Annotated in this window: 11 protein-coding genes; 6 read left to right on the top strand and 5 right to left on the bottom strand. The window is 71.8% G+C overall.

Annotated elements, in window-relative coordinates:
- Positions 1 to 14: 14 nt before the first annotated feature.
- The 3 genes from ACIO52_RS31730 to ACIO52_RS31720 are packed head-to-tail and all read left to right on the top strand — an operon-like array spanning position 15 to position 13,674.
- Complete coding sequence (locus ACIO52_RS31730; protein WP_402649024.1) at positions 15 to 10,091, top strand: HAD-IIIC family phosphatase; 10,077 nt, start codon at positions 15 to 17, stop codon at positions 10,089 to 10,091.
- Entirely contained in the window at positions 10,088 to 12,613 is a 2,526-nt protein-coding gene (locus tag ACIO52_RS31725) for a thioester reductase domain-containing protein (RefSeq protein ID WP_402649021.1), read from the top strand. Before ACIO52_RS31730 ends, ACIO52_RS31725 begins: the two co-directional genes overlap by 4 nt.
- Positions 12,610 to 13,674 (top strand): alpha/beta fold hydrolase, encoded by a 1,065-nt coding sequence (locus ACIO52_RS31720; protein WP_402649018.1) that lies wholly within the window; start codon positions 12,610 to 12,612, stop codon positions 13,672 to 13,674. Before ACIO52_RS31725 ends, ACIO52_RS31720 begins: the two co-directional genes overlap by 4 nt.
- Here the strand turns inward: ACIO52_RS31720 and ACIO52_RS31715 are convergent.
- Positions 13,657 to 14,661 (bottom strand): Gfo/Idh/MocA family protein, encoded by a 1,005-nt coding sequence (locus tag ACIO52_RS31715; protein ID WP_218717813.1) that lies wholly within the window; start codon positions 14,659 to 14,661, stop codon positions 13,657 to 13,659. The genes ACIO52_RS31720 and ACIO52_RS31715 overlap by 18 nt on opposite strands.
- Positions 14,662 to 14,702: 41 nt before the next feature.
- Between ACIO52_RS31715 and ACIO52_RS31710 the strand changes: the two genes are divergently transcribed.
- Positions 14,703 to 15,992 (top strand): glycosyltransferase, encoded by a 1,290-nt coding sequence (locus tag ACIO52_RS31710; RefSeq protein ID WP_218717814.1) that lies wholly within the window; start codon positions 14,703 to 14,705, stop codon positions 15,990 to 15,992.
- Between the two features lie 13 nt (positions 15,993 to 16,005).
- Positions 16,006 to 17,208 (top strand): glycosyltransferase, encoded by a 1,203-nt coding sequence (locus ACIO52_RS31705; protein WP_218717815.1) that lies wholly within the window; start codon positions 16,006 to 16,008, stop codon positions 17,206 to 17,208.
- A 6-nt stretch (positions 17,209 to 17,214) separates the two neighbouring features.
- Here ACIO52_RS31705 and ACIO52_RS31700 read toward each other — a convergent pair whose 3' ends face one another.
- Complete coding sequence (locus ACIO52_RS31700) at positions 17,215 to 19,680, bottom strand: FAD-dependent monooxygenase (protein ID WP_402649013.1); 2,466 nt, start codon at positions 19,678 to 19,680, stop codon at positions 17,215 to 17,217.
- 123 nt (positions 19,681 to 19,803) lie between these two features.
- On the opposite strand from ACIO52_RS31700, the gene ACIO52_RS31695 reads away from it, so the two are divergent.
- The gene (locus ACIO52_RS31695; RefSeq protein ID WP_402649010.1) at positions 19,804 to 20,373 is read left to right on the top strand and encodes a helix-turn-helix domain-containing protein; all 570 of its coding nucleotides are present in this window, start codon (positions 19,804 to 19,806) and stop codon (positions 20,371 to 20,373) included.
- Between the two features lie 43 nt (positions 20,374 to 20,416).
- Here the strand turns inward: ACIO52_RS31695 and ACIO52_RS31690 are convergent, their stop codons facing one another.
- The 3 genes from ACIO52_RS31690 to ACIO52_RS31680 all read right to left on the bottom strand — a co-directional run bounded on the left by ACIO52_RS31690 (position 20,417) and on the right by ACIO52_RS31680 (position 23,088).
- Complete coding sequence (locus ACIO52_RS31690) at positions 20,417 to 21,061, bottom strand: dihydrofolate reductase family protein (RefSeq protein ID WP_402649008.1); 645 nt, start codon at positions 21,059 to 21,061, stop codon at positions 20,417 to 20,419.
- Positions 21,062 to 21,142: 81 nt separating this feature from the next.
- Positions 21,143 to 22,426, bottom strand: a complete 1,284-nt coding sequence (locus ACIO52_RS31685; RefSeq protein ID WP_402649005.1) for a sensor histidine kinase — start codon at positions 22,424 to 22,426, stop codon at positions 21,143 to 21,145.
- Entirely contained in the window at positions 22,414 to 23,088 is a 675-nt protein-coding gene (locus tag ACIO52_RS31680) for a winged helix-turn-helix domain-containing protein (protein WP_402649002.1), read from the bottom strand. The genes ACIO52_RS31685 and ACIO52_RS31680 overlap by 13 nt, the downstream gene beginning before the upstream one ends.
- Positions 23,089 to 23,115 lie beyond the last annotated feature (27 nt).

The raw sequence follows: 23,115 nt of genomic DNA, 5'->3' as shown, positions 1-23,115 counted from the left end.
AGAGGAAGTAGTTCGTGCTCAACACTTTCGTCGACACATTGTTCGCCCAGGTCGAGAATCGACCGGCCGAGGTGGTGTATCGGTTCTTGGACAATGGTGACGTCGATGGTGTCGTGCGCGAATTGTCCTATGCCGAACTGGGGCGGCGAGCACGCGCCATCGGAGCGGTCCTGCAGGATCGCGCGCCGCGGCGCGCGCTGCTGCTCTACCCGGCCGGGCCCGAGTTCGCCGAGGCGTTCTTCGGTTGTCTGGCCGCCGGTGTGGTGGCGGTGCCCGCGCCGCTGCCGGAGTGGGAGAACCGGTCGCTGCGGCGCTTGCGGCGGATGGTCGCCCACGCCGAGGTCGACATCGTTCTGGCGCCGCGCCGGATCCTCGCGGACGCGGCGGCGCTGGGCGTGGAGATCCCGGAATTGGCCGGGGTGCCGTGGCTGTCGACCGACGACCTGCCCAGCGCGGCCGCCCTGCGCTGGCGCGAACCCGAGCTGCGACCCGACTCGGTGGCGTTCCTGCAATACACCTCCGGCTCGACCAGCGCGCCACGCGGCGTGGTGCTCACCCACGCCAACCTGCTGCACAACCAGGCGGCGCTGACCGCCGGACTCGGGCACGACCGGATCGCCGACCACGACGGCGCGCTGTTCGCCAGCTGGCTGCCGATGTACCACGACATGGGACTCATCGCGCCGCTACTGCACACGGTGTATCGCGGGGCGCATTCGGTGCTGATGTCGCCGCTGCACTTCTTGCAGCGGCCGCAACGGTGGCTGCGCGCGATCTCCACCTATCGCGCGCACACCAGCGGCGGACCGAATTTCGCCTACGAGCTGTGCCTGCGCCGGATCGCGCCCGAGCAGCTCGACGACCTGGACCTGAGCTCGTGGCGGGTCGCGTTCAACGGCTCCGAACCCGTGCGGGCGGGCACTGTACGCCGCTTCGCCGATACTTTCGCGCGCGCCGGATTCCGCGCGACGGCCCAGCAGCCGGTCTACGGCCTGGCCGAGGCCACCCTGATCGTCACCGCGCCGGCCACCACCGCCGCGCCGACGATCGTGCCCATCACCGGAAGTCCTACGCGCGGTGGTGAACTCGTCGGCGTCGGGAGCGCGGTGCCGGGAATCTCGGTGGCCGTCGTCGATCCGGAGCGCGGAACCGAGCGCGGCGAGGGGGAGGAAGGCGAGATCTGGGTGGCGGGCGGCAGCGTCTCGGCGGGCTACTTCCGGGACGCGGCGGCCACCGCCGAGGTCTTCGGGGCCGCGCTACCCGGACGCGACGAGAAGTTCTTGCGTACCGGCGATCTGGGATTTCTCTCCGCCGGTGAGCTTTTCGTCACGGGCAGGCGCAAGGATCTGGTGATCGTGGATGGGCGCAACCACTATCCGCAGGACATCGAGGTCACCGTCGAGGCGGCGCACCGCGGGGTGCGCGCGGGGTGCGTGGCGGCCTTCGCCGTCGATCTCGACGGCGAGCAGCCGGTGGTCGTGGCGGAGGTGCGCGAGACCGATCCCGCCGAACTGTCCGCGATCGAAGGCGCCGTGCGGGCCGCGGTGGCGACCGAGCACGGGCTCACGGTGGCCGCGGTGCTGTTGATCCGTTCGGGCACGATCTTCAAGACCAGCAGCGGGAAGATCCAGCGCTCGGCGTGCCGGTCGGCCTATCTGTCCGGCGAATTGCTCACGCTGCTGGCGGGACCTGGGCGCTCACCGGAAGGGGAGTGTGCCGACGGCGAGCCGGTCGCCGGCGCGCCCGTGGCCGCCGAACCCGCGTCGGCACTGTCGGCGGAAGCGGTGCGGGACTGGCTCGTGACCGCGATCGCCCGGCAGGCGCTGCTGGACCCCGAGCGGATCGACGTGCACCGCCCGCTCGTCGAATTCGGTTTGGGCTCGGCCGATCTGGTGGAGCTGGTGGTGGACCTGTCGGACTTCGCCGGCCGCTTCATCGACACCAATCTGTTCTTCGACCATCCCACGATCGACGGTGTCGCCACCGTGCTGACGGCACCGACGCAGGACGCGCCCGCGCCGTCCCCGGTAGTCGACGCGGCGGCGAGCGAGGACAGCGACGACGACGGGATCGCGATCATCGCCATGTCCTGCCGGTTCCCGGGCGCCGCCGATTCCCCCGAGGCGCTGTGGCGGCTGCTCGACAGCGAGGCCGACGGGCTGGGCGAGGTGCCGCCGGGCCGCTGGGACATCGACGGCCTGTACAACCCGGACACCTCCGCGACCGGCACGGCGTATACGTTCCGTGGTGGGTACGTCGACGGGATCGACCGCTTCGACGCCGCGTTCTTCGGCATCGGCCCGCGCGAAGCGGCGGTCATGGACCCGCAGCAGCGGATGATGCTGCAGCTGGCCTGGGAGGCCATCGAGCGGTCGGGGCGTGATCCCCGGACCCTGCACGGCAGCGCCACCGGCGTGTACCTGGGTGTGTACAGCACCGGGTATCTGGCCGATCCCGCGCCCGAACAGCTGAACGGTCAAGTGGGGACGGGGCTTTCGCCCAGCGTCGCCTCGGGGCGGATCTCCTACACGCTGGGGTTGCACGGTCCGGCCGTCACCCTGGACACGGCGTGCTCGTCCTCGATCGTGGCGATGCACCTGGCGATGCAGGCGCTGCGAGCGGGGGAGTGCGATCTCGCCCTGGCGGGCGGCGCCACCCTGCTCATGTCACCGGTCGCCCATATCGAGCTGTGCCGGTTGGGTGTGCTGTCGCCGACCGGCCGGTGCGCGCCGTTCTCGGCCGACGCCGACGGAACCGTGTGGGCCGAAGGCGCGGGCATGGTCCTGCTGAAGCGGCTGAGCGACGCGCGCCGCGACGGTGATCGGGTGCTGGCGGTCGTGCGGGGGTCCGCGGTCAACCAGGACGGCCGCAGTCAGGGGCTGAGCGCGCCCAATGGCGCTGCGCAGGAACAGGTCCTGCGCGCGGCGTTGCGCGCGTCGGGGCTGGCGCCGCACGACATCGACTATGTGGAGGCGCACGGTACGGGGACCGCGCTGGGCGATCCGATCGAGGCTCGGGCCCTGGCACGGGTGTACGGACCCGGGCGTGATCCGGGGCGGCCGCTGGGGGTCGGGTCGCTGAAGTCGAACCTCGGTCACACCCAGGCCGCGGCGGGCGTGGCCGGTGTCATCAAGTTGGTGCTCGCGCTCGAACACGAGCGCATTCCGGCCACCGTGAACGTGGATGTGCCCTCGCCCCATGTCGATTGGGAGCGCAGCGGGGTCGCCGTCCACGGACAGACGGCGCCGTGGCGACGCGGCGACCGGCCGCGCCGGGCCGGAGTGAGCGCCTTCGGGTTGAGCGGCACGAACGCGCACCTGATTCTCGAGGAACCCGCGCCGGTCCCCGCACCCGCGGAATCCGGCCCGGCGACGTCGGTGGCGCTGCTGCCGATCTCGGCGCGCAGCGAACGATCACTGCACGGGCAGGCCGAGCGGCTGTTGGAGTTCGTGCTGGCCGATCCCGGTGCCGAACCGTGGGCCGTGTCGCGTGCGCTGACCACAGAACGCACGCAGTTCGAGCGCCGCGCCGTCCTGGTGGCCACTGATCGGGACGAGATGGTCGGCGCGCTGCGCGACCTGGTCGAGAGGCGGGCTTCGGCGAATGTGGTGGTGGGCGACGGGCCGGTGCTGACCACCGCCAAGACCGCCTTCGTCTTCCCCGGGCAGGGCATGCAGTGGGTCGGCATGGCCCTGGACATGCTGGCGGCCTCGGTGGCGTTCCGCACGGAATTCGACCTGTGCGACAAGGCGTTCGGTGCGCATCTCGGCTGGTCGCTGACCGACCGGCTGGCCACCTCGACCCCCGCCGACCTCGTCGATTTCCCTGTCGTCCAGCCACTGCTGTTCGCGACCATGGCCGCGCTGGCCGCCACCTGGCGGGCGGCGGGCGTCGTCCCGGATGCCGTGCTCGGGCACAGCCAGGGCGAGATCGCGGCCGCGTATTGCGCGGGCGTGCTGGCTCTCGACGATGCCGCGCGGATCGTCGTCACCCGCAGCCGCCTGATGCAGGCCATCGACGAGCCCGCGGCCATGGCGATGATCGGCCTGCCCGAGGCCGAGGTCGCCGCGCGGCTGCTCGCCTACGACGGCCGGGTGTCGATCGCGGCGGTCAATATCCGGCGCTCGACCATCGTCGCCGGTGAGCAGGCCGCCGTGGCCGAACTGCTCGCCGAACTCGACGGCGCGGGTATCTACACCCGGCTCGGCGCCTCGGGTCCCGGTCTCGCCGGGCACTGCCGGATCATCGAGGAGATCCGTTCGGACCTGACCACGCAGTTGGCCGAGACGACCGCGCACGTGCCCACCACCCCGTGGTATTCGACGGTGACCGGCGAACCGGTGACGACCGCGCCGACGGGACCGGACTACTGGTACCGCAACGCTCGCGAGACCGTGCGCTTCGCGGCCACCGTCGAGCGGATGGTCGGCGACGGCTTCCGCTACTTCGTGGAACTCGGCGCGCATCCGTCGTTGACGGCCGCCGTGCGCACGGTGTCGGAGGAGCTCGGGCGCGACGTGATCGCCGTCGGTTCGCTGGTACGGGATCAGGACGGGCCGAAAGCGCTGGCCCGATCGCAGGCGGTGCTGTACGCGGCCGGCCACGATCTGGACTGGACCAGGCTGGCCCCCGGCCCCGGCCGGATCGACCTGCCCACCTACGCGTTCGACGAGCGGCGATTCTGGACCGACAGCGGCCACCACGCCACGGGCGCGAGCGGGCTCGACGACATCACGCATCCGCTGCTCGGCGCCGTGGTCGCGCACCCGGAGTCGGGTGGGGTCACCCTCACCGGACGACTGTCCCGGGCCCGGCATCCCTGGGTCGCCGATCACGCGGGACCCTCCGCCGTTCTGGTGCCCGGCGCGGCACTGGTCGAATGGGCGATCCGCGCCGGTGACGAGGTGGACTGCCCGGTCGTGCGGGAACTGGTGTTGCGGGCCCCGCTGCTGGTCCCCGAGCGCGCCGCCGTGCAGATCCAGGTGGTCGTCGGTGGCGCCGACGCCGAGCACCGGCGCACCGTGCGCGTCTACGCCCGCGACGAGCACGATCCGGACGCGCAGTGGACAGTGCACGCCGACGGGCTGCTCGCCGAGGAACCGGGAGTCGCACCGGCACAGCTGGATTCGTCGGTCTGGCCTCCGACCGGTGCGGAGTCCGTCGATGTCGGCGAACTCTACGATCGGCTGTTCGCCCGAGGTCATCGGTACGGGCCGGTGTTCCGGGCGATGCGTGCCGCCTGGCGAGGCGACGACGACCTGTTCGTCGACGTCGAACTGCCCGAGCAGGCACACGACGACGCGGCCGCCTTCGGCATCCACCCCGCCCTGCTCGACGCCGCCCTGCACGCCACCGCGCTGTTCGCGAGCGACGGCGAGCACGCGCTGCTGCCGTTCGTCTGGTCGGATGTCGTGCTGTCGGCGACCGGCGCGACCGCGCTGCGGGTGCGGCTCACCCGGTCCGGACCGGACGCGGTCACGCTGACGGCGACGGATCGGACCGGCCGTCCGGTCGTGTCGGTGGGGTCGCTGCTGTCGCGTCCGGTCGACATCACCCGGTGGCAGGGGGCGTCACCGGCGGCGGCACTGCGTCGGCTGTACCGCCTGACCTGGACGCCGGTGGTCCTGCCGACCGCGGCGGGGTCGTCGGAGGTGGTCGAGTGGCCCGCCCCCGGCGCGACGGTCGTGCTCGGCGTTCCCGAAGGGCGATCACCCAGCGCGGTGCACGCCACTGCCCGGCAGGTGCTGGCTCAGCTCCAGACCTTCCTCGGCGACCACCGTTTCGAGCGATCCACCCTCGTGGTGCGCACGCGCGGCGCGGTGGCCGAGAATCCGCCGGAGCTCGCCCGGAGCGATTCCTCGGCGCTGCCCGCGTCCTCGATCAGCCCGGACCCCGCCGGTGCGGTCGTGTGGGGCCTGGTGCGTTCGGCCCAGTCGGAGAACCCCGGCCGGATCGTCCTGGTCGACTCGACCGACCCCGGCCTCGACTACCCGGCGCTGCTGACCACCGGCGAGCAGCAGCTCCTCGTGCGCGACGGTCGCGCGTTCGTGCCGAGGCTGACCCGGCTGTCGGAGGTCGCCGAGACCACGCCGCCACGCCGGATCGCCCTGGACGACGGCGCGGTGCTGATCACCGGTGCGCCGGGCCGCCTCGGCTCGGCGCTCGCGCGCCACCTGGTCGACGCCTACGGTGCACGGAACCTGGTCCTGGTCAGCCGCCGCGGCCTCGACGGCCCCGGCGGGGGGCAGCTGCGGGCCGACCTCGAGCAGCGGGGTGCGCGGGTGCGGTTCGCCGCCGCTGACATCACCGACCGGTCCGCGCTGGCCGATCTGCTCGACGGGCTGCCACTGGCCGGTGTCGTGCACGCGGCATGCGTTCTCGACGACGCCACGATCGGCTCGCTCACCCCGGAGCGGCTGGCCGCGGTCCTACGCCCGAAAGTCGACGCGGCGCATCATCTGCACGAGCTCACCGCGGATCGTCCGCTGTCGATGTTCGTCCTGTTCTCCGCGGCGGGCGGCCTGTTCGGCACCCCGGGCCAGGCCAACTACGCGGCTGCCAACGCCTATCTCGACGCGCTCGCCGCGCATCGCCGCTCGCTCGGTCTTCCCGCGCAGGCCCTGGCCTGGGGCGCTTGGGAAGTCGACATGCACGACCACCTGGCTCGTGCCGATATCGCGCGCATCGCCCGCGCCGGTGTCCGCGCGTTCGCCGTCCCCGACGGGATGGCGTGTTTCGATGCCGCACTCGCACAGGGTGATTCGCTACTGGTACCGCTGCTGCTGGACACCGCCGTGCTTCGCGGGTCGGCGGCGGTCCCTCCGTTGCTGCACGGGCTGGTCCGGCGGGCGCCCCGCCGTGCCGTGGCCGAGCGCGCGACCATCGACGCGGCGGTGAGCTCGCGTTTCGCCGACGAACTGCGCACCGCCCCCCGCGCCGAAGCGATCGCCACCGCCACGGCCGCGCTGGCCGGGTGGACGGGCGAAGTCCTCGGCCACAGCGGCACCGAGACGGTCGAGGTCGCGACGTCGTTCCAGAGCCTCGGCCTGGATTCGCTGATGGCGGTGGAACTGCGGAACAAGGTGCGCGAGCACACCGGAATCGCGGTGCCCCTGGGCACGATCCTCGCCGAGCAGAGCCTGACCGATCTCGCGGGGTATCTCGTGGACGAAGTCGGCCGTCGCCACGGCGACGGCACCGCCGCCGTGGCGGTCGAGGTCCCCGAGGTCGAGGTGCTGCCGGTGACCCGGGACATGATGCGGCTGCTGCGCACCGAACAGCTCGGCATTCCGAGCGCCGCGCAGACCGGTGGCGTCGCCGTCCGGGTGCCGGTACCGGTCACCCGGGCGCAGCTGGAGTCCGCTGTCGGCAGGCTCGCCCGGCGCCATGCCGCCTTGCGTACCACCATCCGGCCCAGCGAGGCCCACGGCCGCGAGCTGGCCATCCGTCGCGAGGCCGAGCTGTCGGTGGGGTGGCGCGTGCTGGAACGACTCGAGGACGCCGTCGTCGAACAACACTTCCGCGCCCTGATGGCGCTGCCGTTCGATCCGGCGACCGGCCCGCTGTGGCGTTTCGAACTGCTCGACGCCGGATCGGCCGGTCAGGTGCTGCTGTTCGGCGCGCACCACGGCATGAGCGATGTGCAGTCGATGCTGCTGGTCGCGGGCGAACTCGCGACCGAGCTGTCCGGTGTCCCGCTCGACGACACCGTCACCAACCGGGACCTGCACCAGCTGCTCACCGCACAGCCGAGCCGACGCGACGACACCGCCGTGGCCCGCTGGGGCGCCGCCTTCGCCGGGGCGCGGCGACTCGAGCTGACGCTCGCCCGGCCCCGACCGACCGAGCGCACCTACGGCGCCGGAGCTGTGGCCCTGGACCTGCCGGACGGACTGCACGACCGGGTGGCCGATCGGGCACGCGAGCTCGGGATCACCCCGGCCGCGCTGTTCCTCGGCGCGCTGACCGTCGCCCTGGCACGGCGGCAACAGGTCGAGCGGTTCGCGCTCGCGGTGCCGGTCGACACTCGTATGCACGCGGACGCGACCGACGCGGTCGGATATTTCGGGGTGCCCGTGCCGTTCCCGGCGGAGGTGGCCGACGGCGATCGCGTCGCCGATGTCCTGCGCCGCACCGCCGACCGGCTCCGCACCCTCCTCGCGCCGGGCGCCGGCTTCGCCGAGGTGCTGGCCGCCCTGGCCGGGGAAGGGCTGTACCGGGACAACGCACCGATGGTCGAGGTCTACTTCAACTATCTGCGCGCCAACTCCGCGGTGGCCACCGCGGAGATCGTCCCGGTGAGCACCGGCTTCTCGGATCTCGATCTGATGATCGCGGTGCTGCCGGATACCGATCAGGTGTGGTTCACCTACAACACCGACATCATCGACGCGCCGACCTGTGCCGAGTTCGGCAGGTACTACCTCGATGTCGTCGCTGCGGCGGTCGCCGATCCCGGCGCGCCCGCCGGGACGGAAAGTGCCGGGCCGCAGTCGGAGTCCGGTCCGCGGGTCGCGCTCGGCGCGACCTTCGCGCTGGGGCGGCTGCCCGAACTGCTCGCGGCCGCCGCGGACACGGCGCTCACCGTCGCCGAGGCGCCCTATCACCAGGTGCTGTCGTGTCTGCGTGACCCGTCGGGCGTGTTCGCGCAGCCGTCGACCGAGATCGGCATCGTGCTGGTCCGTGCCACGGACCTGGAACGTTTCGGCGATCTCGGCGACGATGTGCTGCACGAGTTGGCCACCGCGTTCCCGGCGGCGATCACCGATGTCGTCGCGCGGACGCGTCGGCCGATCATCGTCGGCATCCTGCCCTCGTCTCGGCCCGCTCCGCGGTTCTCGGGCTGGGAGCGTGATGTCACCGAACGGCTGCGGGGGGCGCCCGGCGTCGCACTGCTCGAGCCTTCGGACTGGAGTCGATTCCACGCGGTCGAGGCACCCTTCGACGAGCGCACCGAGATCCTCGCGCACCTGCCGTTCACGCCGGAGTTCCAGGCCGCGGTGGCGCTGACCCTGGCCGCGACCGTTACGGCAGTAGGCGAACCCGCGCCGAAGGTGATCGCCGTCGACGGCGACGACACGCTGTGGAGCGGAACGGCAGGCGAAAGCGGTGCCGCGGGAGTGCGTTTCGATGCGCCTCGGCTGGCCTTGGCCGCCAGGCTGCGGCACTGGCGCGACGCGGGCACCCTGCTGGTGCTGGTGACCAACAACGACGACGACATCGTCCGCGCGATCCTCGAGCGTCCGGACAGTCCGTTGCGCCCTGCGGATTTCGCCGTGGTCTCGACGGGATGGGACGCCAAGCCGGGGCGCTTGGCCGCCGTCGCCGACTCGCTGCGACTGGGGCTGGACACCTTCTGCTATCTCGACGACAACCCCGTGGAGATCGCGCGGATGCGCGCCGAACTCCCGGAAGTCCTCGCCGTGACCTGCCCGCCCGCCGACGAACTCCCGTCGTTGCTCACCCGCCTGTGGCCACTCGTTCCGCTCGCCACGACCGCCGAGGACCGGAGCCGGGCCGAGTTCTACCGTCAGGAGTCCGCCCGCGACATCGCGCGCGCGGGGGTCGAGTTCGAGCAGTTCCTCGACGAGCTCGACCTGGTGGTGAACATCGAGGCGCTCACCGACGACTCCGCCCCCCGGGCCCACCAGCTCGTGCGCCGGACCACCCAGTTCACCCTCGCCGCCGTCACCGTCGACGACCTGGATCGCTGGCGCACCGAGGGTGAGGTGTGGACCGCCACCGCGCGCGACCGGTTCGGTGACTACGGCTTGATCTCCGTGCTCGCGCTGCGCGTGGACGGTGACAGTCTGCGCGTCACCGGCTGGCAGCTCAGCTGCCGGGCCCTGGGTCGCGGTGTGGAGGAGCGGCTGCTGCATTGGGTCGCCGACCGGGCCGAGGCGCTGGGCTGTGCGACTGTCCGCATGACGGTCGACAACACCGCCCGCAACACCCCCGCCCGCCGCCTGGCCGCGCGCCTGCACGGGCACGACATCCACGACGACGCGCAGAAGGTGTCGACGACACCGGAACGGTTGCGCGCGTTCCGTTCCTGGCACACCCCGGTGCCCGCCGGAGAGGTGCCCGAATGACGAGTCAGGACGCAGTGACCGGTCCCCGCAATCCCGCCGTCGACCGCCGCGCCCGCGGCGAGTCGATCGACAGTGGCGCCGCGGGAATGGATGTCGCCGCACTGCTGGCTCGTGTCGGCGTCCGCAATGGTGCCGGGGTGGCGACCGGCCGCCCTCAGACCGCCGAGTCGGGCAGTGGTCCCGTGCCCGGTATCGCGGAGTCGGGCGGTAGTGGCGCGGCGGAGCAGGGCGTTGCGGAGTCCGGCGGTGGGCACGGGACCGAGCCTGGCGCTGCGAAGTCCAGCGGTAGCGGGGTGACCGAGCCCGGCATAGCGGGGTCCGGCAGTAGCGTCGGCGCGACGGGGTCCGGTGCCTCGGGGTCGACCGGCCGCGAGACACCGGAGGGGATCGCTTCGGGGCGCAGTGCCCTGGTGACCGGCACCGACGCCGACGAGTTGGCCCTCGCGATCGCCGCCCTGGCCGCCCGTTTCGCCGATTCGCCGGTCGGCGTCGATACCGACTTCTTCGACGCGGGCGGCACATCCATCGCGGCCGTCGAACTGGTCGCGGCCTTGGCGCGCGAGCTGGATGTCCATCTCGACCTGGACACGGTGTTCTTCGATGCGCGACCGCGTCGGCTGGCCCAGCGGTGGCTGGCCGAAACAGCCGACCGGACCGCGACAGCCACCGAATCCGTCGCACCGTCGAAGGTGGCGCCGCCCACATCCCCGGACATCCCCGACACCGATGACCTGGCCCTGCTTTTCGCGGATCTGGCCGGGGCCGATCGCCTTCCGGTGGTCGCCGCGCCGGAGCGGGTGGTCCCGCGCCGGATCCTGCTGACCGGCGCGACCGGATTCCTCGGCAGTCACCTGCTGCTGGACCTGTTGCGGCACAGCGGCGCCCATGTCGTGTGCCTGGTCCGGGCCGACGACGATGCGGACGCGACGCAGCGGCTCGAACACGCGCTGCGGCGCTACGCCCTGCCGTGGTCGCGGGAGATCCTGCGCCGGGTCACCCCACTGGCCGGGGACCTGCGCGCGTCCCGGCTCGGCCTGACCGACGCGCGCTGGGAATCGCTGGCCGCCGAGGTCGACGCGATCGTCAACGCGGGCGCCGCGGTCGACTTCCTGCGCGGCTATCCGTCGCTGCGCGGCACGAACGTCCACGGTCCGCTCACCCTGGCCGAGCTGGCCTGCACCACGCGGTCCAAACCGGTGCACCACATCTCGTCGCTGGCGGTGTTCAACGGCGCGACCGCCACGACGCTGGCCGAGGACGCGCCCACCGCGAATGTCGCCGCGCTGCCCATCGGCTACGACCGGTCGAAGTGGGCGGCCGAGGCGCTGCTGCGGCGGGCGGGCGAGCACGGGCTGACGGTGACCGTGCTGCGTCCGGGCGGAATCGGCGGTCATCCCGAGACCGGTGCCCACAATCCCCGCGACCTCAACACCGGAATCACCGCGGCCCTGCTGCGCTTGCGGACCGTGCCCGGCTTCCGGTACCTGAACGCGGCGCCGGTGGACTGGGTCAGCCGCGTCGCCGCGCAGATCGTGCTCACCCCGGACGCGTGGGGTCAGACCTACCATCTCACCGGTCCGCCCACCTCGCTCGACCAGATCATGGCCGAGACCACGCTGGGCGGCCTGGGTGTGCGCGTGCAGGACTGGGCGCAGTGGTGCGCGGACGTGGTGCGCGCGGTCGAGGACGAGGGTGTGGCGGAACTGGCGCCACTGGCCCAGGTGTTGGGCAGCCCCGTGGCCCGGCGTCAGCTGGCGGCCATGGTGAACACCCCGCCCGCGACCGCGACCCGGACCGCGGCTTTCGTCGCCGCCCACGGATTGCCCGCACCCGCCGCCGCGGGCCCGGCGCGCGCCCGGATGCTCACCGCCATGGCGGCCATGGCCCCGGACAGCGAGCACCCCTACCTGCGCTTCTGCGAGACGCTCAGTGGAACCGTCACCCGCACAGGCGAATCGGCGCCGTTTCCGTGCGACCTGCGGCTGACACTGTCGGTGGCCGACAGCGCGCAGGTCTTCGCGGCGCGCACGCTCGACGTCACCGGCGAGCTCACCTGCCCCGCCCTGCACGCCGAACCGCTGCGCATCGAGGGCACCGCCACGGTCCGCCCGCACGATGGGATCCCGCTGGCCGACGACCTGCGGCACCCGATCATGCGGTACGACTTGACCCTGCGTGACGCGGCGGGCAGCACCTGGTGGTGGACCGGCTACAAGTTCGCCGCCGCCCGGCGCCGATTCGTCCGTCAGCTCGGCATCCAGGTCGTCGAGATAGGCCGCATCGGCGAACCCGGCGCCTACACCGGCGAGGTCGCCGTGCCGATGCACACCTACCTGCCCGACCAGATCGACGGCATCGAGATCGACCCGCGACTGCCCGAACGGCAACGGCGGCTGGCGAAGCTGCTGTGGCTGAGCTGGTTCGGCGGGCAGCTCGGCAAGAGCGTTGTGGAGCCCATGCTGCGCGTCGGCATCGACCTGCTCGACCTGCGACGCGCCCTGCGGAAGGAGCGCCGCCGATGACCGAGTCCCCGGTGACCACCGAACCCGAGACGATCACGGTCCGCACCGCCGACGGCCTGGACCTGCGATTGCGCCGCGTCGGCCCCGACGGCGCGCCCGCGGTGCTGCTGGTGCACGGCCACGGGGTGTCCTCGGAGATGTTCGCGCTGACCGAGATCCGCAATCTCGCCGACGTTCTCGCCGACGCGGGCTACCAGTCGTGGCTGCTCGACTGGCGCGGCAGCAGCCGCCTGCCCTACAACGTCTCCGGCCCGCCGTACACCCTCGACGATGTCGCGCTCTACGACCTGCCCGCCGCGGTCGCCCGGATCCGGGATCACATCGGCGATCGACCGCTGTTCGCGGTGGCGCACTGCGTCGGCGCGCTGGCGCTGGCGCAGAGCCTGACCGCCGGCCTGCTGCCCGGATTGGCCGGTGTCGTCGCGCAGGGTGTCTTCCTCACCCCGAAGGTGAGCGCATCGACCCGGGTCCGGGTGCTGGTCGGCAGCGAACTGCTCGGCTCCCGCGTCGGCCACCTCGAATCCGACTTCCGCAAGGTCGGGCTGTGGTCGCGGCGCACCCTGCTCTACGCGGCCCTCTCACGCAAGGGGGACTGTCCCGATCCGACCTGCCGGATGGTCCACCATGGCTGGGGAATGGGCGCCGAGTTGTTCGCGCACGATCACCTCGACCCGCGTACCCACGACCGGCTGGCCGAGCTGTTCGGCGCGATTCCGCTGTCGGTGCTGCCGCACCTGCGGCAGATGGAACTGGCCCACGCGGTCGTGCGCTGGAACCTGTCCGACGACCGCTACCGGGCACTGCCCGAGAACGCGCTCGACCACGCCGACCGCATCGACTGCCCGGTGCTGCTGCTGGCGGGCAGCCGCAACGCGGCCTGGCTCGATTCCAACCGGCTCTGTCACGAGGTACTGGCGGTGCGCAATCCCGGGCTCGATGTGCGCTACACCGAGATCCCGTCGTACGGGCACCTGGACACGTTCATCGGCCGTGGCGCGGCACTGGACGTGTTCGGGCACATCGTCGATTTCCTCGACGAGCGCTCAGCTGGGCAGGCGTAGTGGCAGCCCGGCGCAGCGGTAGATGGCATCGAGGACGGACATGGTGGTGATCGCGTCGTCCGCGGTGGTGGCCACCGGCGTCCCGCGCAAGACCGCGTCGGCGAAGGCGTCGAGTTGGTAGTCGTAGGACGGGCGGTGCGGGAAGCGGCGCACGCGCCTGCCCTGGTCGGAGCGGACCAGGAGCAGGTGTCCGTAGTGCGGCAGCACCGGGTTGAGCAGGCGCATCCGGCCGCGGTCGCCGACGACCGTCGCGCTGATGCGCAGCACGTCCGAGGACCACATCGAGCAGCTGATGCGCCCGGTGTGCCCGGCCGGGAACCGCAGTTCGGCCGTCATCGCCCGGTCGATCCGGGGGTCGTCGTGCAGCTTGGCCCGCGCGTCGACGACCTCGGGGTCCGGGCCACCGAGGACGCGGGCCATGTGCACGGCGTAGCAGCCCGCGTCCATCAGCGCGCCGCCGGCGAGGTCGTAGTCGTAGCGGATGTCGGAGAACTTCGGCAGCGGGAACGACAGCGCGGTCTCCACCCGTCGCAGCGTGCCGAGTTCGCCCGAGGCGACGATGTCCTCGGCGGCCCGGATCAGCGGGTGATAGCGATAGTGGAACGCCTCCATCACCACGCGACCGGAATCCCGTGCCAGCGCGGCGATCTCGCGGGCCTCGTCGGCGTTGGCGGTGAACGGCTTCTCGCACAGCACGTGCTTGCCCGCCGCCACCGCGGCGCGGGTCCAGCGACCGTGCAGACCGTTCGGCAGCGGAATGTAGACGGCGTCGATCTCGGGAGCCTCCACCAGTTCCTGATAGTCGCCGTAGACGCGCGCGATCCGGTGCTTGCCGGCGAACCGCACCGCCCGGGCGCGATCGCGGGCGGCCACCGCCGTGACGGCGACCTCCGGATTGCGCTCGGCCGGACCCACGATCGCCGCGGGGGCGATGGCGGCGGCGCCGAGAATGCCGAGACGGAGCGCGGGGCGCGAAACTTCGGTCACGAGCAGACGGTAACAACAGATCACGAACGGAAGTCGAGAGTATGCGTATCGCCTTGCTGACAGCGGGAACCCGGGGCGATCACCAGCCCTATCTCGCCCTGGCCGACGAATTCGCCGCACGCGGCCACGCGGTGACGATCACCGCCACCGAGAACTACGCCGACGTGGTGCGGCGGTCGGGCTTCACCCCGCACGTCATCCCGTTCAATTCCGCCGAACTGCTGGAATCGCCCGCAGCCAAACGGGCCTTGTCCTCGGGCAAGACGCTGCCGTTCGTGCGCATCATGCTCGACACGGTCGAGATCATGGCGGGCGAGCGCGGTGAGCGGATGCACCAGGTGCTCACCGAGGCGTGCGAGGGCGCCGAGGTGATCGTGTCGTGCGCCTCCACGCTGCCGTGGGCGATGGAGCGCGGCGAGAAGACCGGCCAGCGGGTGGTCGGCTGTCTGCCGTACCCGCTCGAGCGGACGCGCGAATTCCCGTCGTCGTTCATGGTCAAGAAGATGTTCGCGTCGCGGTGGTTACGGCTGGCCAGCTACGCGGGGTTCGAGTTCGCCTACGGGGTGGCCTATCGGCGGGTGGACCGGCGGGTCAGGGAACTGATGGAACTGCCGGGCGCGCCGCGCAATCCGTTCCGCCGCATGCGCGAAGACCGGATTCCCCTGGTGCACATGGTCAGTCCCGTGCTGCTGCCCAAGCCCGCGGACTGGCCCGAGCGTTCGACCGTCGTCGGCGCGCCGATCCTGCCGCCCCGGCTGCGCGGCGCCTGGGGGGAAGCCGACCTAGACCCGGTCCTGACCGCGTGGCTCGACGAGGGTGAGCCCCCGGTCTACTTCTGCCTGACCGGCATGCCGATCCTGGACCCCGTCGGCAGCTGTGATCTGATCGCCGAGGTGTGCCGTCGTCTCGGCGTCCGCGCCCTGGTGACGGTCAAGGGCGAGGGGTACCCACGCGGAATCGGCTATGACCGGAACCTGTTCGTACTGGACTCCTTCGACTACGACCGGGTGCTACCGCGCTGCCGAGCCGTCGTCCACCACGGCGGCAGCGGCAACACCCATGATGTGCTGCGCGCCGGTCTACCCGCGGTGGTCATCGGGGTGCACAGCGACCAGTTCTTCTACGGCTGGCGGATCGCCGAGCTCGGCATCGGCGCGGACTTCCCGTATCCCGCGCTCACCGCGGACCGGCTCCACGACGCCCTGGTGCGCACGCTGACACCCGAAGCCCGCGACCGGGCGGCCGAACTCGGGCGCCTGGTCGCCGCCGAGAACGGTGTCGGGGCGGCCGCGGACGCGGTGGAACGGCTCGCCGTCGCGGCGACGGCCTGAGCCGGGCGAGCGCGTGCACGTCGCGATCTTCACCGACTTCCACCCGGACACCCTCGGCGGTGTGCAGACCGCCCAGCGCGCACTGTGCGACGGGCTGCGCGGTCTCGGTCACCGGGTGACCGTCTTCACCGCGCCCGCACCGGGTTCCGGGCACCCCGACGACGACACGGTGCTGCTGCGCACGGTGCCGCTGTCGATGAACAACGGTCTGCCCGTGGTCCTGCCGACCCGGGCCAACCGGCGTCTGCTCGACGCGGCGTTCGCCGCGCGCGGGCCGATCGACGTCGTCCACGCGCTGACCACCTACGGTGTCGGCATCGCCGGCGTGCGCGCCGCCCGCAGGCACGGTCTCCCGGTCGTGCAGAGCATGCAGAGCCGCGACGACGCGATGATCGAGAAGTACTCGCCGTCACCGTATCTCGCCGCACTGAGCATGCGACTGGTGCACGGCTGGTTCGTGCCTCTGCGCGGCACACCGCGCCACGACGGCGACAGCCGGACCACGCGCCTGGCCTGGCGTCCTCTGCTCGCCCAGGCGCAGGCGGCCGATCGGGTGGTGGTGCCGACCGACCACTTCGCCCGCAGGCTGGCCGCCCGTGGCGTCGACCGCCCGATCCAGGTGGTGTCCAACGGCATCGACGACGCGATGCTCGACCGCCTCCGCCGTGCCGATTCGCCGGCGGCCGACCCCGCGGCGCCGCTGCGGGCCCTGTGGTGTGGACGGCTGTCGGCCGAGAAGCGCCCCCTCGCGGCGATCGCGGCGGTCGGTCTGGCCGAACACTGCACGCTCGATGTCTACGGTAGCGGCCCCCTCGCCGACCGGGTCGGTGCGGCGAGGGGGGCGGTGGGGGAGCGGGTGCGTCTGCACGGTGAGGTGGACCAGGCCGCCTGCCTGGCCGCCATGCGCACGCACGACGTCCTGCTGCTCACCTCCGATTGCGACACCCAGGGCATGGTGCTGCTGGAAGCCGTCGCGATGGGACTGCCGATCGTGTACTGCGATCCCGAACTGTCCGAGACCGTGCCCGCGGGCGGCGGCGTGCGCGCAGCCGATCCGACCGCGGCCGCGTTCGCCGAGGTGCTGACCGCCCTCGCCGGGGACCGCACGCGCCTGGAGGCGATGCGGCGGGTAGTGGCCGCGCACGGGGACGAGCCACGCCAATCCCGTCATCTGGACCGCCTCCTGTCGGTCTACCGTGCGGTGGCGCCGCGCTGATCGCCGTCAGCCGCCGAACCGGAGGGTGACCGCGTCGTCTTCGGCATGGGCCCGGCAGGCCAGCACCTTGCCCGCGGCGAGGTCGGCGGCGCTGATCGCCAGCAGGGGATCGTGATCCATCACGACCCTGCCCGAGCGCACCGAGGCCAGGCAGGTGCCGCAGGAGCCGCCGAGACAGGAATAGGGAAGGTCGTCGCGATACCGGACGGCGTCGCCGAGAATCGGGCGGCCCTGCGGCATGGTGAACACCAGATCGTCCCCGTGGCCGGTGAGCGTCACCTCGCAGGGCGGTGTAGGCGCCTGGGCCGCAGCGGGTTCCGGTGAGGATGTCGCGAACATCTCCACGTGCACCCGGTCGGCGGCGATCCCACGCTCGGACAGCGCCGACACGGTCGAGCGGGTGAGTTCGGCGGGCCCGCAGACGAACCAGTGATCGGCGTCGACGGCAGCGAGCGCCGCCGCGTCGATGCGACCGTGCCGATAGCGGACGTTCCCGGCACCGGTCGGCGGGTGTTGGCGGGACAGGTGGTGGACGATGCGCAACCGCTCCGGGAAACGGGTGCTCAACGCGGTCAACGCGTCGGCCAGCATGGTGCTGGTTCGGTCGCGGCTGCCGTAGTGCAGCGTGACCCGGCTCCCGGGCTCGTGGGCGAGCACCGACGCGATGATCGAGACGACGGGGGTGATGCCGCTGCCCGCCGCGACGGCCGCGTAGTGGTCGGCCCGATCGGGACACGGTGTGGCGGTGAATGTTCCGGTCGGCTCCGAGACGTGGAGCGGGGTGCCCACGGTGAGATGTTCGCGGGCGAAGTCCGAAAAGGCCCCGCCGTCCTGGTGTTTGACCGCGATACGTAACCGCCCGTCGCCGGGCGCATCGCACAGGGAATAGCTGCGGCGTACCGGTCGGCCGTGCTGGAGGCCGCGGATCACGACGTGCTGCCCGGCGAGGTAGGAGTACCGGTTCGCCAGGTGATCGGGGACCGAGAATTCGATGAGGGTGCTGTCCGGCGTGTCCCGGCGCACCGAGGCGACCGGGAGCAGATGGAAGCCCCGCGCGGGCCCGGTCGGCAGCGGATCGAAGGCACTCGGCCGAGGCCGCGGTTCGGCGGTGGCTCGGGCGGATCGCAGCCAGTCGATCCCCAGTCCGACGGTGGCCCCGGCCGCTCCGAGCAGGACGCTCGGCGCGAACACGGCCGACGGGCGGTCCAGCAGACCCGCTATGCGTGAGATGCGTTGTCCCACTGTCGCATCGCGGGCTCCGATGGCGACGGCGACCTGCGCCAGCGAACCGATGGCGCGCAGTCGGGGTTCGCCCTGTGCGTCCACGTGCGGCATGGCCAGGTCGAACAGGCGGGTGATCATCCAGGCATCGTCGACGGCGGCGGCCGCGGCGCGGAAGAAACGGGCGGCCAGCGCGTGGTCGCCCGCGGCGAGCACTCGGCGCAGTTCCAGCGCCTGCAGCGAGGACACCGTCATGCCCTGACCGAACGCGGGGCTGAAGCTGCACACCGCGTCGCCCAGCACGAGCAGGCCGTCCGGGAACCGGCGCAGATGCTCATAGCGGCGACGCAGATTGGCCAGGTAACGGTAGGTGCTGACCTCGCCGAGGGGTTGCGCGTCCACCAGCGCGCGACGCACGTCCGGCGGCGCGACCGAGGCGGCGAAACGCCAGAACCCGTCGGCGTCGGTCGGCGGATGGTCCCCGCCGTAGCCGATCAGCGTGAGGAGGTGCAGACCGTCCTCGATCGCGAACAAGGCGAGTCCGCGGGCGGGATCCCGGCCCGCGATCACGATTTCCTTGTCGCCGCCGATCGCCCCCGCGGGCAGCCGCAGATACCGGCTGGCATACATCATGTCGATCCGCAGGCCCTCCTCGGCGGGCCGCTGATAGCCCAGCTCGGCGAGCCAGTCGTCGATCGGGCCGTGGCGGCCGAGGCAGCTCACCACCAGGTCGGCGCCGAGCGCGCGGCGACCGCCGCCGTCCTCGGCGTCGACTCCGGTGACACGCGTGTTCGCCGCGTCGGCGATCAGCCCGTGAACGGTCGTGCGGTCCCGGATCTCGACGTTCGGCAGCGCGCGCACGCGGCGGCGCACCCGCCGTTCCAGGAACGGCCGACTGGCCTGGAGCAGCGAGTATCCGCTGTCGGACCGACGCAGGGTGTGCCCGGAGATGGTCATCCGCATCTCGCTCAGCGACCGGCACTCGACCGCGCCGTCGGCGAGCAGTTCCGCGGTGATGCCGGGAAACAGGCTTTCGATGTTCTGCTTGCCCCGGGCGAGCAGTGCGTGCACATGCCTGCCCTGCGGGACGCCCCGCCGATCGCCGGGTGCCGACAGATCGTCGCGTTCGAGCACGGTGACGCTGTCGAAGGCCTCGCTCAGGATCCGGGCGGTCAACAGCCCGGCCATGCTCGCTCCCAACACCACGGCATGGCCGCGTCGGCCCCGCCCGATGTCTGTCCTGGGGTTCATCTGTCCTCCGACTCCGTTGTCAGATCTCAGCGAACACCGGCGTCGTCGCCGTCACGAACTGAGACTCAAATGAAGATTAGTCTCAGTCGATGAGGCGTGGCAACCGTCGGTGTAGAAAGAGGCATGGCTTCCACGACCAGATCATCGGACGCGCTGCGCGTGGCGGCACTCGAGCTGATCGCCGAGAGCGGACTCGATTCGCTGACCCTGCTCGCGGTCGCCGAACGGGCCGGGGTCTCGCGCGCGACCGCCTATCGGGAGTTCGGTGACAAGGACGGGCTCGTGGCGGCGGTCGGGCGCAGCGAGGTCGCGGCGATGGTCGCGGCGGCCTACGGCGCGATCGATCTGTTCGCGCCGCTGCCCGAGGTCGTGCGCTCGGCCACCCTGTTCGCACTGGCCTACCTGCGACAGCATCCGGCATTCCGCTACCTCCGGACCCACGAGCCCGCCTGGCTGCTCGGCGTCGCCATCCAGCAGGGCGACGCCGAACTGAATCTGGTCGAGACGGTCGCCGCGCTCGCCGCGCCGATCGTCGCCGCGCGGTCGGGCGAGGGCCTGGCCCTGCCGCCGGCGGCGGCGGCCGAGGTCGTGGTGCGCATCGTGCTCTCCCACGCGCTGATCCAGCACAGCGGGCTGACCGACGAGCAGATCGCCGACACGGCGACCCGGGCCGTCACCGTGGGTGGCCGATAGCCGCGAAATCGCTGATACCAGTACAGGAATATGTCGCAGGGGGTCAGCGCCGCCAGAAGAAGTGGTGCACCACTCCGCTCGGACTCGGCACCCGCTCGAGGTGGAAGCGGCCGGTGTACTCCTCGGGGCCGGTCCAGAATCGTTCTCCACGACCGAGTTCGACCGGGGCGACGACCACGTGCATGGTGTCGATCAGATCGGCCTCGAGGAACGCCCGGATGGTCGCGACTCCGCCCCCGATCCGGACGTCCTTGCCGTCGGCGGCCGCCATGGCCTGTGCGAGGGCGTCCTTCGGCGACGCGTCGACGAAGTGGAACGTGGTGTCGGACAGGGTGAACGACGGTCGAGGATGGTGGGTCAGCACGAAGACCGGGGTGTGGAACGGCGGTTCGTCGCCCCACCAGCCCTGCCAGTCCTGGTTCTCCCACGGGCCGCGCTGCGGACCGAACTTGTTGCGCCCCATGATCTCGGCGCCGATATTGATCGCGTAATCGCGGATGATGTAGTCGTCGAGGCCATAGGTGCCGCCGGGGTCGGTCCGATTGACCCAGTGCGCGGTGGCACCCGCCCAGGACATGAAGTCGGCGGGGTCGGCGTGGCCGAACGGGTGCTCGAGGCTCTGCCCCGCACCCGCGCCGTAGCCGTCGCGGGAGATCGAGAAGTTCTGAACGCGGACCAGCGGTGTCATCGAAACCCTCTCCGGTGGCGATGGGTGTGCGGTGTCGAACCTAGCGCGCCCCGGTGACACTCGGCCGCGACCGCGGAGCCGTCAGAGCGTCGCGCTGGGCGGCGGTAGGACCAGCGTCGCGAGGGTTCCGCCACCCGCCACCGGTTCGATGGTGGCGGTGCCGCCGTGCAGTTCGGCGATCCAGGCCACCAACGCCAGGCCGATGCCGCTGCCCCGGCCCGCGGTGACGCCGCGATCGAAAGGGTTCGACGACAGCCGCGGCCCCAGACCGGTGCCGTGGTCGCGGACGCAGACCCGGCCCTCGCCGACGTAGATCTCCACCGGCGCCCGCGGATCGACCGCACCGTGGGTGAGCGCGTTCTCGATCAGATTCCGGATCGCGAGCCCGAGCAGGTGCGGATCACCCACCACCACGGTCGGATTCGGGTGCAGGATCAGGCGCGGATTGTCGAATTCGTCGACGACCGACTCGGTGAGCTGGTCGAGCAGCAGTTGCACCCGCTCCATCGTGGTGACCCCGGACCGCATGCGGGCTCGGGCGAGCAGGCCGGTCACCACCCGCTCCATCTTGGCGCCGAGCGCGTGCACATCGGCGAGCACCTGCTCGGCCTCGGCCGGGGTGCGCCGCCCCGGCGCGGTCACCAGCCGGTGGGTGGCCAGCGGGGTGCGCAGTTCGTGCGCGGCGTCGGACAGGAAGCGTTCCTGATCGTCGAGCAGCACCAGCGCCTGGCGCATGCTCCGACCCGAGAGCAGATGCCCGCCGACCGCCGAGGCCGCCACCATCACCGCACCGCCGACGATCAGCGCCCACAGCAGCAGTGCCCGCCCCCGATCCCAGCCGTCGGGGTCGGCACCGGTGATCAGCACGGCTTCGCGATCGGAGTCCGCCCAGCCGAACACGGCCGCCGCCAGGCGAACCCGACGCCCGGCGCTGTCGATCGAATCCCGGTAGACCGTGTCGCCGGGCGCGCGCGTCGCGGCATCGGCGGTGGCCGCGATTCCGGACTCGGCGGGCATGTGGGAACGCAGATGGCCGTAGTGCACGGTCCAGCCGCCGGTGCCGTCCGGCGTCAGCACCAGAATGGCGATCTCACCGCCGACGAGCTGATCGCTCGGTAGCTCGGAGGTGTCGACCGCATCGTCGTCGTCGAGGTAGATCCGTGGCCCCAGCCCGGTCAGGACCCGGTCGAGGGCGCTGTCGAGGGCTTGGTCACGGGACCTCGCATCGATCACCGCGGCCACCAGCCCGAGCACGATCAGGCACAGCGTGGTGATCGCGGTGATGAGCACGGTGAGCTGCACACGGGTACGGCGCAGCCGGGCCACCGCGGGACGGGCGTCGGAGGTGGGGATCAGGACACGCACGCGGCGCCACCGAGGACGAAGCCCGCGCCGCGCACGGTGTCGATCACCGGGGGCGGTCCGAGTTTGCGGCGCAAACCGGCCATCACCGCGTCGACCACGTTCGAATTCGGTTCGGCCATCTCGTCCCAGCACGCCTCGATCAGGTCCGAGCGCGACACCACCGAGCCCGCCCGCGTCGCCAGCATTTCCAGCACCGCGAACTCCTTGGGCGTCAGCGAGCGCAGGATGCCGGCCCGCTGGACCCGGCGCCGCGGCAGATCGATCTCGATATCGCCCAGCCGGAGCAGGGCGGGCAGCGGCTGGTCGCGGCGGCGGCACAGCGCCCGCACCCGCGCGGCCAGTTCGGCGAGCGCGAAGGGCTTGCTCAGATAGTCGTCGGCACCGTGCTCGAAGCCGGCGATGCGGTCGGACAGGCCGTCGCGCGCGGTCAGAACCAGCGCGGGTATCCGGCACCCGCGCGAGCGCAGGGCCGCCAGCAACAGCAGGCCGTCACCGTCGGGCATGCCGCGGTCGAGCACGAGCACGTCGTAGCTGTTCACCGAGATGTCGACATCGGCGTCGACGAGCAGCAGCGCCAGGTCGACCGCGAAACCGGCGGCCCGCAGCCCCGTCGCGATCTCCCGGCCCAGACCCTCGTCGTCCTCCACCACCAGCACACGCACGAGAAGCGAGCGTAAGGCAAGCCCCGA

It is taken from the genome of Nocardia sp. NPDC087230, assembly GCF_044744725.1.
GTDB lineage: Bacteria > Actinomycetota > Actinomycetes > Mycobacteriales > Mycobacteriaceae > Nocardia > Nocardia canadensis.
Note: the sequence above shows the minus strand (reverse complement) of the source record. Positions and strands in the feature narration are given on the sequence as shown.

Coding starts and splice junctions, on each gene's coding strand:
- ACIO52_RS31720 (WP_402649018.1), top strand. CDS start 12,610: ATGACCGAGTCCCCGGTGACCACCGAACCCGAGACGATCACGGTCCGC.
- ACIO52_RS31710 (WP_218717814.1), top strand. CDS start 14,703: ATGCGTATCGCCTTGCTGACAGCGGGAACCCGGGGCGATCACCAGCCC.
- ACIO52_RS31700 (WP_402649013.1), bottom strand. CDS start 19,680: ATGAACCCCAGGACAGACATCGGGCGGGGCCGACGCGGCCATGCCGTG.
- ACIO52_RS31725 (WP_402649021.1), top strand. CDS start 10,088: ATGACGAGTCAGGACGCAGTGACCGGTCCCCGCAATCCCGCCGTCGAC.
- ACIO52_RS31695 (WP_402649010.1), top strand. CDS start 19,804: ATGGCTTCCACGACCAGATCATCGGACGCGCTGCGCGTGGCGGCACTC.
- ACIO52_RS31690 (WP_402649008.1), bottom strand. CDS start 21,061: ATGACACCGCTGGTCCGCGTTCAGAACTTCTCGATCTCCCGCGACGGC.